This window comes from Streptosporangium sp. NBC_01469, from assembly GCF_036227305.1.
Classification (GTDB): domain Bacteria; phylum Actinomycetota; class Actinomycetes; order Streptosporangiales; family Streptosporangiaceae; genus Streptosporangium.
This window is the reverse complement of record NZ_CP109465.1, coordinates 4389123-4405040: the sequence shown is the minus strand read 5'-3', so window position 1 is coordinate 4405040 and position 15918 is coordinate 4389123. Positions and strand designations below refer to the sequence as shown.

14 protein-coding genes are annotated in these 15918 nt (G+C 69.6%); 7 read left to right on the top strand and 7 right to left on the bottom strand.

Features of this window, described 5'->3' with window-relative positions; genetic code table 11:
• Positions 1 to 236: 236 nt before the first annotated feature.
• Positions 237 to 737: an ATP-binding protein gene (locus tag OG587_RS19700; protein WP_329092351.1), complete on the top strand. Its 501-nt coding sequence runs from the start codon at positions 237 to 239 to the stop codon at positions 735 to 737.
• Positions 738 to 1029: 292 nt separating this feature from the next.
• Positions 1030 to 1554, top strand: coding sequence for a hypothetical protein (locus OG587_RS19695; protein WP_329092349.1), 525 nt, complete (start codon positions 1030 to 1032; stop codon positions 1552 to 1554).
• Positions 1555 to 1688: 134 nt separating this feature from the next.
• Here the strand turns inward: OG587_RS19695 and OG587_RS19690 are convergent, their stop codons facing one another.
• Positions 1689 to 2069 carry an HNH endonuclease gene (locus tag OG587_RS19690; protein ID WP_329092347.1) on the bottom strand — a complete coding sequence of 127 codons (381 nt, stop codon included), beginning with the start codon at positions 2067 to 2069 and terminating at the stop codon, positions 1689 to 1691.
• Positions 2070 to 2174: 105 nt separating this feature from the next.
• On the opposite strand from OG587_RS19690, the gene OG587_RS19685 reads away from it, so the two are divergent.
• Positions 2175 to 2711, top strand: a complete 537-nt coding sequence (locus tag OG587_RS19685; RefSeq protein ID WP_329092345.1) for a DUF4240 domain-containing protein — start codon at positions 2175 to 2177, stop codon at positions 2709 to 2711.
• A 257-nt stretch (positions 2712 to 2968) separates the two neighbouring features.
• Here the strand turns inward: OG587_RS19685 and OG587_RS19680 are convergent, their stop codons facing one another.
• Positions 2969 to 3253, bottom strand: a complete 285-nt coding sequence (locus OG587_RS19680; RefSeq protein ID WP_329092344.1) for a putative quinol monooxygenase — start codon at positions 3251 to 3253, stop codon at positions 2969 to 2971.
• 162 nt (positions 3254 to 3415) lie between these two features.
• Positions 3416 to 5827 (bottom strand): lamin tail domain-containing protein, encoded by a 2412-nt coding sequence (locus OG587_RS19675; protein ID WP_329092342.1) that lies wholly within the window; start codon positions 5825 to 5827, stop codon positions 3416 to 3418.
• Between the two features lie 320 nt (positions 5828 to 6147).
• On the opposite strand from OG587_RS19675, the gene OG587_RS19670 reads away from it, so the two are divergent.
• Both OG587_RS19670 and OG587_RS19665 read left to right on the top strand, forming a co-directional pair.
• Entirely contained in the window at positions 6148 to 6420 is a 273-nt protein-coding gene (locus tag OG587_RS19670) for an AbrB/MazE/SpoVT family DNA-binding domain-containing protein (protein WP_329092338.1), read from the top strand.
• 3 nt (positions 6421 to 6423) lie between these two features.
• On the top strand, positions 6424 to 6834 hold the full coding sequence (locus OG587_RS19665; RefSeq protein ID WP_329092336.1) for a type II toxin-antitoxin system VapC family toxin: 411 nt from the start codon (positions 6424 to 6426) through the stop codon (positions 6832 to 6834).
• Positions 6835 to 6875: 41 nt separating this feature from the next.
• Here the strand turns inward: OG587_RS19665 and OG587_RS19660 are convergent, their stop codons facing one another.
• Positions 6876 to 7295 carry a DUF6069 family protein gene (locus OG587_RS19660; RefSeq protein WP_329092334.1) on the bottom strand — a complete coding sequence of 140 codons (420 nt, stop codon included), beginning with the start codon at positions 7293 to 7295 and terminating at the stop codon, positions 6876 to 6878.
• Between the two features lie 10 nt (positions 7296 to 7305).
• Positions 7306 to 8214, bottom strand: coding sequence for an NADP-dependent oxidoreductase (locus OG587_RS19655; RefSeq protein WP_329093919.1), 909 nt, complete (start codon positions 8212 to 8214; stop codon positions 7306 to 7308).
• 111 nt (positions 8215 to 8325) lie between these two features.
• Here OG587_RS19655 and OG587_RS19650 point away from each other — a divergent pair, with 111 nt between their 5' ends.
• A complete protein-coding gene (locus OG587_RS19650; RefSeq protein WP_329092332.1) occupies positions 8326 to 9261 on the top strand; it encodes an AraC family transcriptional regulator in 936 nt (311 codons plus the stop codon).
• A 62-nt stretch (positions 9262 to 9323) separates the two neighbouring features.
• Here OG587_RS19650 and OG587_RS19645 read toward each other — a convergent pair whose 3' ends face one another.
• Positions 9324 to 12761: a BTAD domain-containing putative transcriptional regulator gene (locus tag OG587_RS19645; RefSeq protein ID WP_329092330.1), complete on the bottom strand. Its 3438-nt coding sequence runs from the start codon at positions 12759 to 12761 to the stop codon at positions 9324 to 9326.
• A 381-nt stretch (positions 12762 to 13142) separates the two neighbouring features.
• Between OG587_RS19645 and OG587_RS19640 the strand changes: the two genes are divergently transcribed.
• Positions 13143 to 15497, top strand: a complete 2355-nt coding sequence (locus OG587_RS19640; RefSeq protein ID WP_329092328.1) for a hypothetical protein — start codon at positions 13143 to 13145, stop codon at positions 15495 to 15497.
• A gap of 94 nt (positions 15498 to 15591) precedes the next feature.
• Here OG587_RS19640 and OG587_RS19635 read toward each other — a convergent pair whose 3' ends face one another.
• Positions 15592 to 15885, bottom strand: coding sequence for a hypothetical protein (locus OG587_RS19635; RefSeq protein WP_329092327.1), 294 nt, complete (start codon positions 15883 to 15885; stop codon positions 15592 to 15594).
• Between the last annotated feature and the right edge of the window lie 33 nt (positions 15886 to 15918).

The following is a 15918-nucleotide window of genomic DNA, read 5'->3' as shown; positions in this document are numbered from 1 at the left end:
GGACAACCGGAGACAACGAGATTCGCCTGTTCACGAGGTGGGTGACAGGGTTTTCTGGAGGCCGTCGGATCCAGCCTGCCCTTGTCGCATCACACTCCGCAATCAACTCATTACAACTAGATGGACAGGGCGGCTATTTCGCGAATGCACTGATGAGCAGGCCCCCAAGAGCGACCCGCCGAAGCCGGTTTCCGTCGCCGGTGAAACGTCTCCATTTCCACCCGTTAGGAGCAACGATGCTCATCGAGCACGTTCCCGTCCCGGATCCCGGCGAGTACGGCAGACCCCGCAACCGCTTCCGGATGACCGCCTGGTGCCTGCCTCCCGGCAGCGCGGCCCGTCGAGCCCGGGAAGTGCTTCGCGACCAGCTGGCCAAGCTGCCGCTGGACCCGGACGTGCTCGACGAGTTGGAGATCGTGGTCTCCGAGCTGGTCACCAACGCCACCCGCTACGCCCCCGGCCCCTACGAACTCCGCCTCCTGCACGACAACGGTCTCCCCGTCCGCGCCGAGATCGTCGACGCCGGAGCCGGAACCACCCTCATCAACCACCTCCTGCACCGCCCCCCGCCCGTCCCCGAGCGCATCGACGACCTCGAACTCGGCGGCCGGGGCCTGCGCATCGTCACCGAACTCACCCACGGACGCTGCGGCACCCAATGGACCCGCCTGTGCGGCACCGGCCAGCTCGGCACCGGCGTCTGGTTCGACCTCCCCACCCAGCGGCACCGCCCCTGACTCCCCGATCTCCGGGCAGCCGGGGTCGTCCCCCGATCCCCGCTGACCCCGGAGCCGGTCCACGCCGACGGCTCCCCCGTGCCGAGCGTGGGCCGTACGAAGAGGCCGGCGTCCACGGACCCGATCCCACCCTCGTCCGGGACGCCGGCCTCCCCGATGTCAGCTCAAGCAAGTTCGTGACGTACACGCGCGGCGTGCGGAAGGATGACGCCGGACGACTGGACGCACGGTGAACCTCGGAGAACTATGCATGTCGCAACATGGCCATTGGCGCGTATCTGACGGCACTCCCGTGACAAGAGCTGAGGCCCTGGAGATCTGGGCCCGTGAGGCCTACCCCTTGCTCGTTGGGGTGGCACGCACTTATCACGCGGTCATCACCTACGGGGAGCTTGCCGAGAAGATTCAGGAGAGCACGGGCATCCGCACCAGGGCTCTGCTCCACAACTGGATCGGAGCCGTCCTGGGCAAGGTGGTTCGGGAGGCTCATCGCCGTGGCGACCCGCCACTCACCGCTCTGGTGGTACGCGTCGATGACGGCATGGTGGGCGAAGGCTACAAGGAAGTTCTTGAGATTGCCGGAGAGCCGCCGGCAGAAAGCGTTCCGGATCGCGAGCAGCACGCCGCTCGCGCCCGGCTGGAGTGCTACCGGTGCTTCGGTGCGACCCTGCCCGCTGACGGCGGCGTTCTCGCACTCGCCCCGCTGTATCAGGCCGCCATAGAGCGTCGACGCGTACGCCCGGAGAGGCCTCCCCGGCTCTGTCCCCGCTGCTTCGTGCAGCTTCCCTCAACCGGCGCCTGCGACTCGTGCGACTAACAGCAGCTGAGCCGAGAAGAGCCAGGCCCCCTAATCGTTCACGTAGGACAGAGCCCCCGCCAACTCCCTCAGCAGCGCGGACCAGCGAGTTGTGAATGTCCGTCGTCTCCGACCTGACGCGGAAAGGAAGAACCTCAGCTCTGCTTGGCGATGATTTCCCGGTGGTAGTCCAGGTGATCCTGGTTGGTCTCGTGGTTCTGGATGACCCGGAGATGGCCGAGCGAGTTGCCGGATGCCGTGTCCATCACCGTGAGGTCAGCCTGGATGGTGATCATCCCCCGGTCGAACAGGACGTGGTGGTTGGGGCAGAGGCAGAGCAGGTTGCCGGGCTCGTCGGGGCCGTTGTGCGGTTTTCCGAGCGGGCGGATGTGGGCTCCCTCGGCGTAGAAGCCCCGGTGGAGAGTGAGACGGTCACCGCAGATCTGGCAGTGGAAGTCGTGCGCGCGATTGATCTGCTCGGCGAGCGGGGAGTCGCGGATGATGCGCTCCACGACGGCCTCCGCGCTGGTCGTCAAGCTGATATCGGCTGATCATCGCCCGGACGGAAGCTGATTGTCGGTGGCTCCTGGTTTTGTGAGCGGCACGGATCGCGGGGTTGGTCATGAGAGGTGGCGACGAGCATGAAGGATCGGCGGCTCCCGATGGGAGACGAGGAAGGCTTCTGGGGCTTGGTGGAGGCGGCCTGGGCACCGCTGGGGGTGGACGTCAATCAGGCACGACAGGCGCTGACACATCGGACGCCTGGCCCCCACGAGGACCTTCATGGCAAGCCTCCGTTTGCCATGGTCGAAGCCGCTCTGGAGGAGTTCCTGAGTAACCTCGGCTCCATCGGCGAGGGGTTGTCCGCGGACGAACTGACGGATCTCGATCGGATGGTCGAGCGCAAGCTCTATGACATCGACCGCGCGGACATCCAAGCGGTCACCGACGGTTCCGATGACGGTTTCCTCTACGCACGTGGCTTCATCGTTGCGCTGGGCCGAGACTTCTACGCCGCGGTTGCCAAAGATCCGAAGAAGGCGGTGCTGGACGCTGAATGTGAGGAGATGTGTTACTTCTTCGCCCACCTGCACCACGAGCGCTATGGAGCTTTCCCGGACACCGGATCGGGAGTCTCCCGCGAGTCGTGTTCGAACCCGGTCGGCTGGCCCAGCTGACCCACCACCCGCGAGGCTCGCGTACGACATGGGGCCACGCTACGAAAACCGAGGGCCGTGGGGCTCAGGGCGCGGACACCGAGCGCTTCTTCCCAGCTGACGTACGGTCTGCGCGTACTACAGGGGGAGCTCAACCCACGTTTGGGCAGCGGACGTCCGAAGGACGTCATCGCACATGGTGGTCTCCGGCGAGGCGGCGGGATCGACGAACCACTCCCGCCCGAACAGGAGGCCGAAAACGGGTATGGGCAGCCGGATCAGGCCGGGCCGGATCCGGAGATCTGGTAGCGGGCCACCTCGGCGTCGCGGATCATCGCCGTCTGGTCGTCGCTCGGCCCGGAGGCCCGGAAGGCGTCGAGACTCTCCTCGGACTCCCAGCGCTCGTAAACGTTGATCCGATCGGCTTCGAGGAGGTCGGCGCTGAGCGCGAAGTCGAGGCAGCCGGACGAGGCACGCGCCTGCTCGACCACGCTGACGCAGCTCCGCAGGTAGAAGTCGCGAGCACCGGGATCGACACTGATCCGACCAGAGACGATGATCATGCCGCCACTGTACGGTCCGCCACCGACAGAATCACCGCCGTATGAGATGGCGTATGACCTCCTTGTCCACCGCGCGGCCGGGGTGTCGTGCTCGATCCGGTGGCGGCGGCGGACGGAACGGAAAAGCGCCCGCCCCTCCGGGGGCGGGCGCTTTTCACAGGGTTACTCGTCCACGACGGGGCTGCCGGGGCGGCAGCGGGTGGGGAGGGGGTCGACGTTGCAGCCGGTGAGGATGCGGACGATCTGGGGATCGTGGTCGCTGGCCTGGTCGGAGAACTCGGCGTTGATGTGGACGACGCCGTAGGAGTAGCCCTTGATGGCGGGGCTGATGAGGATGTGGTCGAGGACCTGGGAGTTGCCGTCGAAGACGTAGCTGTAGCGCTGGTCGACGGGGAGGGTGTCGATCAGGGTCTTGAGGAGGGTGCCGTTCTCGGTGATGGTCTGGAGGGTGGGGCTGAACTGGTAGTCGTTGAGGTCGCCCAGGACGATGACCTCGGCGCGGCCGGCGCTCTTGACGGAGAGGTCCTTGACGAAGTCGCGGACCTCGGTGGCCTGCTTGACGCGCTGGACCTCGGAGCTCCGGACGGGGGGCTGCACGGCCGCGCTCAGCGGGGCGTCGCCGCCCTTGGAGTTGAAGTGGTTGGCGACGACGAACAGCTGCTTGTCACCGTCGTAGCGGAACTCGCCGACGAGCGGCTTACGGCTGGAGGCCCAGGCGCCGCTGGTCGGGTTGATCCGGCCGGGTGAGACCGACAGGGAGATCTGGTTGCTGGTCGGCCGCTCGCGGACGACGGAGACGGCAGTGTCGGCGTCGCCGCCGGGGCGGTCGACGAACGTCACGCGCGCGGGGTTGAACAGGAACACCGGGCGGATGTTGCCGCCGGGCTCGCCGCCGTCGGTGCCGTCGTTCGGGTTGACGGAGCGCCAGTCGTACGTGGGTCCGCCCGCGGCCTGGATCGCCGCGATGAACTTCGCGACGGTCTCGTCGGCCGCGACGACGCCGTTGTTGGTGGCGCCGTTGTTGTCCTGGATCTCCTCCAGGGCGATGATGTCGGGCTTGCCGAGGTTGTTGACGACGGCCTCGGCCAGCCGCGCGAACTTGGCGGCCGGGTTGGTGGCGGCGAGGTTCTCGACGTTGTAGGTCGCGACGGACAGGTCGCCCTGCTTCTTCGGCGGGAGCACCTTCTGGCGCTTGAGGCCGCCCTCGGTGATCGTGCCGAGCTGGGTGGCCAGCAGGACGTAGCCGCCGAACGACTGGTAGTCGAGCGGTCCGGTGGTTCCGGCGGCCAGCGTGGAGCCGACGTTGGCGGCGGGCGCGCCGTTCAGCGAGAGGATCAGCAGCCGGCCGCTGCTCAGGGCGTCGTAGCCCGCGTAGATGGAACCGCCGCGCGGGGTCGGGTTCTGGCCCGGCTTGAGCGTCACCCAGAGCTCGGAGAACTCCGTGTTGACCGGGCTGATCAGACGGGTCTCCTGGGCGACGGTGATCCGCATGCCCTCGTGGATCTCAAGCCAGTCAAGCACGTAGGAGGACGGCTCCAGGGGCTGGGCCTCCAGGCTGCCGCTCTTGGTGTAGGCGTCGGGGAAGGCGACAGGGACGGCCGCGGGCAGCGCGTTGCCGCCGGTGAGCCTGATGGTGTTGATCGTGCCGCCGAGCTCGGTGAGCGTCTGCGCGCCGGTGGCCGGACGGTACTCGGTCACGCGGCCGGTGACCAGGACGGAGTCCCCGATGGCGACCGTCGGCGACGTCGAGCCGGTGAAGACGAACAGGCCCTCGCTGGTCAGGGGGTCGGCGTCGGCGGACGGGTCCTGGAACCAGAAACCGCGCGAGTTGCCGGTCACCCGGACGGCGGTGACGATGCCCGGGACGTTCGTGACGTTCTGCCCGACGATCGGGGAGATCCGTCCCGAGCCCTGGATGTCGTGGATACGGGTGGTACCGGGGGTCGGGTCGACGGGGCCGCCCGGGTCGCCCGCGGTGACCGTGGTGCCCGCGGAGTTGGTGGCTTTCGGCACGCCGGAGACGAAGTCGGCGGCGTTGTTGTCGGTGTCGGTCAGCGCTCCGACGCGGGCGATGGCCGTGGTGTTGGTGAGCCCGGAGGCGGCGAGGGTCTCGACGTTCGCGGTCGCGCCGTAACCGACCAGGTCCTTGACGTTCGGAGCGGTCGAACAGAGGGTGCCGCAGCCCACCAGCGGGATCTGGGTCGTGACCAGGGCGACGACGCCGGAGGTGCCCGACATGGGGATCGTGCCGATGTCGTCGGGGGTGGGCAGGTTGACGGAGCCCGCGGCGCCCGCGGCCTGCTGGACGAGGTACTTGCCGTTCGCGGGGATGCTGCCGGTCAGCCTCGTGAGCTGGAAGACGACGCCCGCGGCCGAGGCGTACTGGACGCTCCAGCCCGAGACGTCGATGGGGCTGCCGGTGGTGTTGGCCAGTTCGATGTAGTCGTTCTTGAAGATCGCTCCGGAGTTGCCGCCGCCGCCGTACACGGCGGAGATGACGACGTCGGACGAGAGGGCGTTCGCGGTGCTGGGCAGTGCCGTCATGGTCGCCGCGACCACCAGCGGCAGACTCATGGCCGTGAGCAGCCGACGTACTCGGGGGGGTGCCACAGGAGTTTGCTCCTAGTAGATCGATAGGTGTCTCCCCAGAAGCATGGGGCTACGTACATCGTTCCAAAAGCGGCGTTATCGTTTATTTGCCTATTCGACGGAAAAGTTCATTGACTCTTCCGCGCGGTGTCGGCGCGACCCGGCCCGCGACGTCCGTTTCCCGCCCCGCATCCTCCACCGCCCCCTCCCACTCCCCGGCCTCTTGCCCGACCGATGCCGACGACGGGGAGGAAACTTTCGGTAATCGTCCACATCCTCCACGTGACACTGTTTAACCTTTACCTATGACGGTTAAGGTAAAGGTTATGGAGCACGGCAAGAGGACACGTGTCAGGCGTACGGGGCCGGCGCGCATCTCCAGCAAGAACCAGGTGACCCTGCCGGCGGCGGTGCTGCGCAAGCTCGGTCTTCACCCGGGAGACCCGGTCGACATCGCCGAAGAAGGCGGCCAGATCATCATCCGGCGACACCGCAGCCGTCTCTACGGGGTGATCGGCACCATCCCCGGCTTCACCGAGGCCGTGGACGTCGAGGCGAGCCGCGAGAGCTGGGGATGACGGGTGCCTACCGTGATGCTCGACACCAATGTCATCGTCGGCCTGCTCGATCCCGACGACGCACTGCACAGTCATGCCCGTGACGCCGTTCGCCGCTGGGAGGACAAAGCGGCCTCGTTCGCCATCTCCGTAATCACCTGGGGCGAACTGCGGGTGGGTGCGGTCCGCAAGGGTGTCGCGGCCGAGAGGATGCTCGGAACGTTCCGTGCCGCCGTCATCGATCAAATCGTCGGGGTGGACGAGGCGACGGCTGAGGGCGCGGCCCTGCTCAGGGCCGCGGACCTGACGATTCGAGTACCGGACGCCCTCATCGTCGCGACCGCCCGCGAGGCGGGGGCCGACGCGCTGCTCACCGCGGACCGGAAATTCCGGGGCATCGCCCCGGAACTCGTCGAACTGCTACAGCCGGGGTGAGCCGGCCGGAGACCGGAACCAGCACCGCGAACAGCGGGTGATCACGCTGTCCGGCGGCCGAAGACCGGGATCAGTACCGCGCCGACGGCGAGGTGCATCAGCGCCAGAATGGCCTTGGTCCCGCCGGTCGCCTCGACCGCGAACAGCGGCAGGAACGACACCAGCAACACGAGAACGGCGATCACGGCCCAGATGACCGGTGCCCGGCGGGTCAGCCGGTCCAGCAGCGCACGCGTGCCCCAGCCGAGCAGGGACAGGACGAGTGTGAGGACGGCGGCGAACGGCAGGCTGATGACCCCGGGGGGCTGGCCGTTGCGGGGGTCGACGCGCAAATCGGTGCCCAGGATCTGGGCAACGGCCCACAGCAGCGCCGTGGCGAGGACGGCGCCCCCGACCGCGAGGGCGGCGGCGCGCGGCCGCGTGGTCGCCGGGGAGGTGGACGAGGTGGACGAGGTGGTCATACGAACTCCTTCAGGGAACGAGAATGATCTTTCCGCGCGTACGGGCGGACTCGGCGTCGCGGTGTACCGAGGCCAGGTCGGCGAGCGGGCGGGACGCGGAGATGTCGAGGTGGACGGCACCGGCGTCGACGAGCTTGACCAGTGCGGCGAGGTGGCTCGTGTCGTTGCGGGCCACGAAGTGCACCGCGGTCACCGGGGAGCCGGCGGGGGTCGTGACCGGGACGGTTATGGACACGACGACGCCGCCCGGCCGGACCAGCGGTATCAGGGTCTCGGCGCCGATCGCGACAAGATTGAGGATCACGTCCACCGGTTCGTCCAGCGCGTCGGCGAGGGGAGTGGTCGTGTAGTCGACGATCTGGTCCGCGCCGAGCCGGAGGACCATCTCGGTACTGCGCGGACCGGCCGTGGCGATGACGTGCGCCCCGGCGTACTTGGCGAGCTGGACGGCGAACCCCCCGACGCCGCCGCCCGCGCCGTTGACGAGCACCCGCTGCCCGGACGTGACGCCCGCGTGCTCGAACACCGCCTGCCACGCGGTGAGGCCGGCGATGGGGAGGGCTGCGGCGTGGGCGAGCGGAACGGTGGCCGGTGCCGCGACCAGGATGTCCTCGGCGGCGGTGACGTACTCGGCGGCGGCACCGCCGCCGCCGCTGAGCAGACCGATGACCCGGTCGCCGACGGCGAGGGAGCGCACACCGCCGCCGACCTCGACGACCGTACCGGCGACGTCCCCGCCGAGCGTGCACGGCAGGTCGAGCTGGAAGACGGAGCGCAGGAGCCCACGGCGCAGGCCGATGTCGGACGGGTTGAACGAGGTCGCGGCGACGTCGATCAGCACCTCCCCCGGGCCGGGCATCGGCCTGGGGATGTCGTCGTGGCGGATGACGGACGCGTCACCGTACCGATGAATTCGCATGGCTTTCACGGATCGAACCTATGGGCGAGGCCGGAGGACGAGCCATGCTCAGCGGTCCCTCATTCATAATCGATCGTCTCCTCAGAGATATCGCGGGGATATCCTCGCCGTATGGACGTGCTCAGCGACGTGATCGCGGTCATGCGAACCGGACAGCCACGCTCGGCGCGGGTCGCCTGGCACGCCCCGTGGGCGCAGCGGTTCGGCACGATGCCCGGGGCCGCTGGTCTGCAGGTGATCCTCCAGGGGCCGTGCTGGCTCATCGGGCCGGACGGCGACCCGGTGCAGCTGGTCGCCGGGGACGTGGTGTTCCGGCCCCACGGGCGCGGGCACACGCTGGCCGACAGCCCCTCGACCCCACCGGCCGCGCTCGACTGCGACCCGGACGACCCCCGGTTCCTCCAGCTCTACGTCACCGACACCGTAGGCGTCCCCACCGGCACCGAGGCTCCGTCCGCCGTGACGCTCTGCGGCGGATACCACCTCGATCCGGCCCGCGCCCATCCGCTGCTGAACGATCTGCCCGAGCTCATCCACCTTCCCGCGCACCTCGGCCGGCACCCCGAGCTGCGTTCCACCGTGGACCTGCTCGCCTCCGAGGTGGAGCGCCCCCGCCTCGGCACGGACGCCATCGTTCCCGCGTTGCTCGACACCCTGCTGCTGCACATCCTGCGCGCCTGGCTCGACCGGCGGCCGGCCTCCGAGACCACGGGCTGGGCGGCGGCGCTCAACGACCCGCCCACCACCGCCGCGTTGCAGGCCATGCACCGTGACCCGGCGCGGCCGTGGACCGTCGCGACGCTCGCCGCCGAGGCGGGGCTGTCCCGGGCTCCGTTCGCCCGCCGCTTCACCGCCCTGCTCGGCCAGCCGCCGCTGACCTACCTGACCTGGTGGCGGATGACCACCGCCGCCCGTCTGCTGCGGGAATCCGACGCCCCGCTGCACGCCGTCGCGACCAGGGTCGGCTACACGTCGGAGTTCGCCTTCGCCAGCGCGTTCAAACGCCGGTACGGCACCGCCCCCGGCAGATACCGCCGCACCGGGTGACGCCGGTACGCGACGCCGGGAAAGAACAGAGGCCGGCGGACAGGGCCGGGGAGATGCGCGGCCTAGGAACTACCGATCTCCGCCTGGGCGGCCAGCACGGTTCGCCGGAGTGGCCGGGCTCCGCACAGGTCGGCGAGCTCCAGCGCCGCCTTCAGCTGGGAGCACGCCTCTGGAAGGTGGCCGGACCGTCGCAGGGCCTCGCCGAGTTCGTACAGGGAGGTGGCGTGTTCGAGGCGGGCGTCGGTCGCTTCGAGCAACCGGACCGACTCCGTCAGCATTTCGAGCCTCCGCGGTCCGGCCACGGTGCCGGCGGCTGATCGAAGTGCCCTGCCGACCGCCCTGGACGTCCCCCATTCGGCCGCGGCGGTGAGCAGGTCCTGGGCCACGGCGTGCGCCTCCTCGTGCCGTCCCCGCAGGAGCAGGCATCGTACGAGCGGTGTGCGCCAGTCGAGGATCTCCGGATTGGTGATGCCCATGGTGTGGCAGTGCTCCCTGGCCGCCTGCGTCAGTTCCAGCGCACGCTGGGTGTGGCCCCGCGCGATGAGCAGATCGATCTCGCCGTTGACGTAGATGTACCGGTTGAGCTCGGGGCCGTGGGCGGCCTTGACCTGGTTGAGGATGGACTGTGCCTCTTCGATGCCGCCGCGCGCCAGCAAAGCCGAGATGAGGGAGTTTCCGACGAATACCAGCCCGAGGTCGAGGCCGCTGTTCTTGGCCGCCTCCACGGCCAGCCGCCCGTCGTGGACGGCCTCGCCGAGATCGCCCCTGGCGTGCATGACCATCGATCTGTAGGTGAACGCGGGGGCGGTCCCGCGCAGTGAGCCGGCCCTGCGGCTGTGTTCGAGCACTTCCTCGATGGACGACAGGAGTCGCGGGTTGTCGCACGGGGTCAGCGCGTACCACGCGCACGTCATCAGGGGAAACGCCTGCGGCTGCCCGGTCAGGCGATCACCGGTGATGGCCCGCAGGGCGCGCCGCTCGGCCGACGCGCGCCTGTTCCGCATCGCGTCGTGGAGCGCGAGACTGCATTCGAGCATGAGGCCGCCGGAGGAGGAGTCGGGTTCCTGCGCGCCGAACTCGTCGAGCAACGCGACGAGGTCGGTGCCGTGCGGCGTCCCGTAGGCCACCATGCCGATGCAGGACTGCAGTGCCCTGCGCGCGGTGACCGAGAGACGGCGCTCTCTGTCGAGGGTGGCCTGACACGCCAGCGCCGCCTGCCTGGGCCGGCCGATCGTCCATGTGGTGCAGGCGAGGATGAAGGCGATCTCGGCGCGCCGCTCGGGGTCGGGTTCCAGGGTGAGCACCTCGGACAGGCTCTCGATGGCCTGCGGCATGTTCACCAGCGCCTCGGCCATGCCGAGCCGGGTCAGCACGTCCAGCCGCTGGTCGGTGCGGGCCTCGTCGAGTTGCCTGCGCAGGAACGCGACCGCGCCGTCGACCGATCCGCGGGCCAGGCTGACGTCGATGGCCTCACCGAGTATCGCCGTCGGATCGTGATCGCCCACGCCGGGAGGAATCCGGAGCAGGTGGGTCGCCGCCCTGATCGGGTCATGGCCGGCCATCGCGGTGTCGACGGCTCGCAGATGAAGGTCGACCAGTCTGCTCGCCCTGATCCCGGCGTAGACGGCGGACTGGATCAGCGAGTGGCCGAACGAGAATCGCGCGGGCACGCCGCGTGACGTGACCAGACCGTTGACGACCAGCGAGGACACCGCGTCGAGCGCCTCGCGCGACGAGAGCCCGGCCACCGTACCGAGCGCGTGGGCACCGACGCCGTCACCGAGTACGGCCAGGGCGTGCGCCACGCTCGTGGCGTGTGCCGGCAGGTGACGGAGTTGCCCGGCGACGAAGCGTTCGATGTTCGGCGAGCCCTGGAGCAGGGCGGGTTCGTGGCCTTCCGGCGCGTTCAGCTGACGGCCGAGCTCGCGTACCAGGAACGGGTTCCCGCGTGTCGAGTCGTAGCATCGCCGGATGAGTTCCTCGTCCGGCGGGGCGGCGATGAGACCGGCCAGCAGTTCGGCGCAGCCGCCGGGGGTCAGGGGGGGCAGCGTGGCCGTGACGGCCGGGGGCAGTCCGGCGATGACCGAGGCGATGTGGGCGACGCGTTCGGAACCCGGGCGCAGTCCGGCCACGACCACCGCCGGAAGCCCGTCCAGCCGCGCGGCCAGGTAGGCGAGGAACTGGGCCGACGAGGCGTCGATCCAGTGTAGATCGTCCACCACGATCAGCAGTGGGTTGCGTGACGCCAGATCGTGGGCGAGCCAGAAGAGCGAGTTGATGATCGAGTACTCGCCCTGCGGGGCGGCCGGATCGGCGCTCGCCGGTCGCAGGATGGCCGGCGCGGGCGCCGCGGGATCCCTGGCGAACGGCTCGAACAGCTGCCGGACGCAGCCCCAGGCGTAGTCGACCTCGAGGTCGGTGCCGCGAGCGCCGGCGACCGTGAAGCCCAGCTTCTCCGCCCGCGTCCGGGCGTGGTCCAGCAGGCTCGTCTTCCCGATTCCGGCCGGCCCCTCCACGAGCAGAAAGCCGCCCTGCCGCTTGGCCGCCGCGGCGTTCAGGATCTGACCGATGAGGCGCGTCTCCGCCGCCCGCTCCACCAGGGCGGGCGCGGGGAGGCCGCTCTCGGCTCTGCGGGTTTCGGAGGAACCGCTCTCGCTTCTCCGGGTCTCGGGGGGACCGCTCCCGGCCCCCCGGGGCTCGGACACGACCACCGGGCCCGGGGCGGGCAGGTCGAGGCTGGGATCCTGCCGGAGGATCGCCGTTTCGAGCTCGCGGAGCGGGAGCCTCGGGTCGATGCCCAGTTCGTCGAGCAGCCGGTCGCGTAACCGGTGATAGACCGCCAGCGCGTCGGTCTGCCGGCCGCCGCGGTACAGGGCGACCATCAGCAAACCGTGCAGATCCTCGTCGTACGGATACGGCTCGACCAGGCTCTCCAGCTCCGGCACCAGCTCCAGGTGCTTCCCGAGTGCCAGCCTGGCCTCCGCCAGCCCCCGCCCCGCGCCGTGACGTAGCCGCTCGAGCCTGGCCGCCTGCTCCTTGAACCAGGACAGCCCCGCCACATCCTCCAGGGGACGCCCGCGCCACAGTTCCAGGGCGGCCTTCAGTGTGGACGCCCGCGCGGCGGGATCGGTCTCCCCGGTTCCTCGCTCGATGAGGGACTCGGCCATCCGGACATCCGTCGCCACCGCGTCGAGGGTGAGCACGTACCCCGGCGGGCGGGCCACGATCGCCCCGGGCACCCCTAACAGCCTGCGCAGATAGGACATGTGGCTCTGCAGGGTGTTCGTCGCCGTCGCGGGCGGCCTGCCGTCCCACACCGCGTCGATCAGCCGGTCCGCGTCGACCACGCCGCCGGCTCGCAGGGCCAGGGCGGACACCACCGCCTTGCGGCGCAGTCCGGAGACCGGCAGGACGTCGTCCCCCACGACGACGTCCACCGGGCCGAGGAGCCGCACCAGGACTGGTTCCGGATCGCCATCGAGAGCACCGGAGACAGCCATCGCCACCCCCTGGGGCCGTGCGCCGTCTGAGCTGAGACGAATTCAGGCTAACCGGCCGGAACGTGGTTGAACACTGGATTAAGTCGCCGCGTTCCAGCACCACGTCAGCCGCGCTTCAACGCCCGGCGGCAGTGGTCCCGGGTACGACGGGGTAGTCCGGCAAGGCCGGGGGCCACCGGATCCCTCCAGGATCGAGAGGCCCGCCCGCCGGCATGTCGGTGCCGCGATCACCATGTGTCGCCCCCCTTGAGATCAGCCCTGGGGCGCCCGGCAGGACACGGAAGGTGGGGACACCGTGTGGAGCTGCTGGAAGGTGATGATCCCCCGGTGGTCCGTAACCTTCTCCAGGGCGCGAACGATCAAAGAGCGACGGGGGGCTATGTGCGTACCGAGGACTTGTCCGAAGCCGAGCGCCGGGTGTGGGAGGCGTTTCCGCGAGGCGAGGAGGTCGACTTCACCACCGGGAAACCGGAGGAGGACGACCCGGCGGCGGGGGCGGTCTGGGGCGCGGAGCGGACGGTCCGGGCGAGGGTGATCGCCGTCCTGCTGATGAGCGACATGAGTGAGGAGTCGCCCCGGTCACACCGGATCCCGGCGCTTCGCATCAAAGGGGCCCGAATAACCGAGCGGGTGAACCTGGCCCACTCCACCCTCCGGCACTCCGCGCGGTTCCAGTCCTGCCTCTTCGAGGAGGACCCCAGCCTGTACTGGGCGCGGTGCTCGCAGCTGAGCTTCAAGGGCTCCCACCTGCCGGGCCTGACCGGTTCCAACGCGCAGATCGACGGGCATCTGCTGCTGGAGGGGTGCGTGTTCACCGGCCGGGTGGAGTTGCACGGGGCCCAGATCGCCGGAAGTCTCATACTTGACCACACACGGACATCCGTGACCGATCTGGCGATCGACTGCGACCGGCTCCAGGCCGGACGGCGCATCTCCGCGATCGGGCTCAGCGCCGCGGGTCAGGTCAGGTTCTCCAACGTCAAGGTGAGCGGCACCGTGACTCTGGATCATGCCCACCTGGCGGCGGATCGCGCCCATCCCGCGGCTTCGGACGGGATCGCGCTCGTGCTGGACGAGCTGATCGCCGACGGGAGCGTCTTCTGCCGGTGGATGACGGTGACGGGGATGGTCAGCCTGCGCAACGCCCGCGTGACCGGGCCGTTCGGCTTCACCGGAACCGTGATCGACCACCCCGGCGAGATGGCCTTCCGTGGTTCCAGGATCACCGCCGAGGGCGGTTTGTATCTGGGCGTCGGGTTCACCGTGACGGGCACCGTACGGCTGGCCAACTCGCGGGTCGACCGGGAGCTCAGCCTGGACGGCGCCCGCCTGACCCATCTCGGCGGTGACGCGCTTCAGGCCGCGGAGCTGCAGGTCGAGGGGACCCTCGACGCACGCGGGCTCACCGCCGAGGGGCGGGTGGATCTCTCCCAGGCACGCATCGCGGGGTCGCTGGATCTGACCGGCGCGAACCTGTCCGCCGTGGTTCCCGACGCGAACCTGTCCGCCGTCGTTCCCGACGCGAACCTGTCCGCCGTCGTTCCCGGCGCGCCCGGCGAAAGCATCCTCGATCCTGCCTCGTCCGGCGGGACCGCCCTCGACACCGGTACGTCCGGCGGAGCCACTCCCGGTCCCGGTACGTCCACTGGGACCGCCCTCGACACCGACACCTCCGGCGGAGCCGCTCCCGGTCCCGGTACGTCCAGTGGGATCACGCTCGATCCGGATGCGTTCGGCGGGACCGCCCCCGGTCCCGGCGCGTCCCGCGCGGTCGCCCTCGACGCCGACGGGGTGAACGTCGGGGGCGGGCTGTCGTGCGCCAAAGGTTTCCGGGCCGAGGGCGCGGTCCGTCTCGCCGACGCGCGCATCGGCACGTTCGCCGACTTCAACGGCGCCCACCTGAGCAACCCCGGCGGACAGGCGCTCGACCTCGCCGGGGCGAGTGTCGGTGGCGGCCTGGAATGCGGGCGCGGCTTCGTCGCGGAAGGCGAACTCACCCTGATCGGGACCCGTGTCGGCCGGCACCTGTATCTCAACGACACGACGCTGTCCGCACCGGGCGGCCGTGCCCTGGCCGCCTGGCAACTGGAGGCCCGTGAGCTGTATCTGCGCCCCAGGCGGACCCCCGAAGGCACCGTCGACCTGCGGCACGCCCGGATCGGCGTCATCCGCGACGACCCCGCCACCTGGTCGCCACGCCGCCAGGACGGTCTCACCTACGAGGCCCTGGATCCGATGTTGCCCGCCGCCCGGCGCCTGGCCTGGCTGAAGGACGACCCGGGCGGGTACGCGCCGCAGCCGTACGAGCAGCTCGCCGCCATCTACCGACGGCTGGGGCACGACGTCGACGCCCGCACCGTCCTGCTGGTCAAGCAGCGGCGGCAGCGCTCCACGCTTCCGCTGTACGCCCGGGCCTGGGGCCGGCTGCAGGACGTCACCGTCGGGTACGGCTACCGCCCCGTCCGCGCCGCCCTGTGGTTCCTGGCCCTGCTCGTCACCGGCACCGTCGTGTTCGCCATGAACAACCCGCCTCGCGCGGAACCCGGCAAGGGTCCCGTCTTCAACGCCCTCGTCTACGCGCTGGACCTGCTGTTCCCGCTGATCGACTTCGGGCAGGAGAAGGCGTACCAGCCTGTTGGCGCCCCCCAGTGGGTCGCCTACGGTCTCGTGATCGCGGGCTGGGTGCTGGTCACCACCATCGCCACCGGCATCACCCGTGCCCTGTCCCGCCAGTGACCGCGAGGTGGGCCGCCGGGGTTGTTCACCGTGACCGGAAGAGGCCGTTCATCCTCCTGAACGATCTCGTCCGACGCTTCCCCGGACGAGCGCGTCAGGATGGGTCAGGGCCTCCAAAAGTGATTCCGCCATGAATGTCCCGGGCTTGGATGGAATCACCGTGAACTGTGCCGCTGATCTCATTGTGGACGTCGCCCACGGCCTGTGCAGGAGCGGACAGCATTCCATGCAGAGCCAGGCCGAGTCCGGCCAGGCCGACGAAGGCGCCGATCACACTCGCGACCTTGTCCGCCTTGTCCAGGCCGACGGACAGGAAGTAAACGCCGAGTCCCACGAGAACGGCGAATGCCACGACCGCGCCACACCAGACCTGCACCCTTTTTGACATAACGCCATCTTCATTCAGATCCGGAAATTCCGG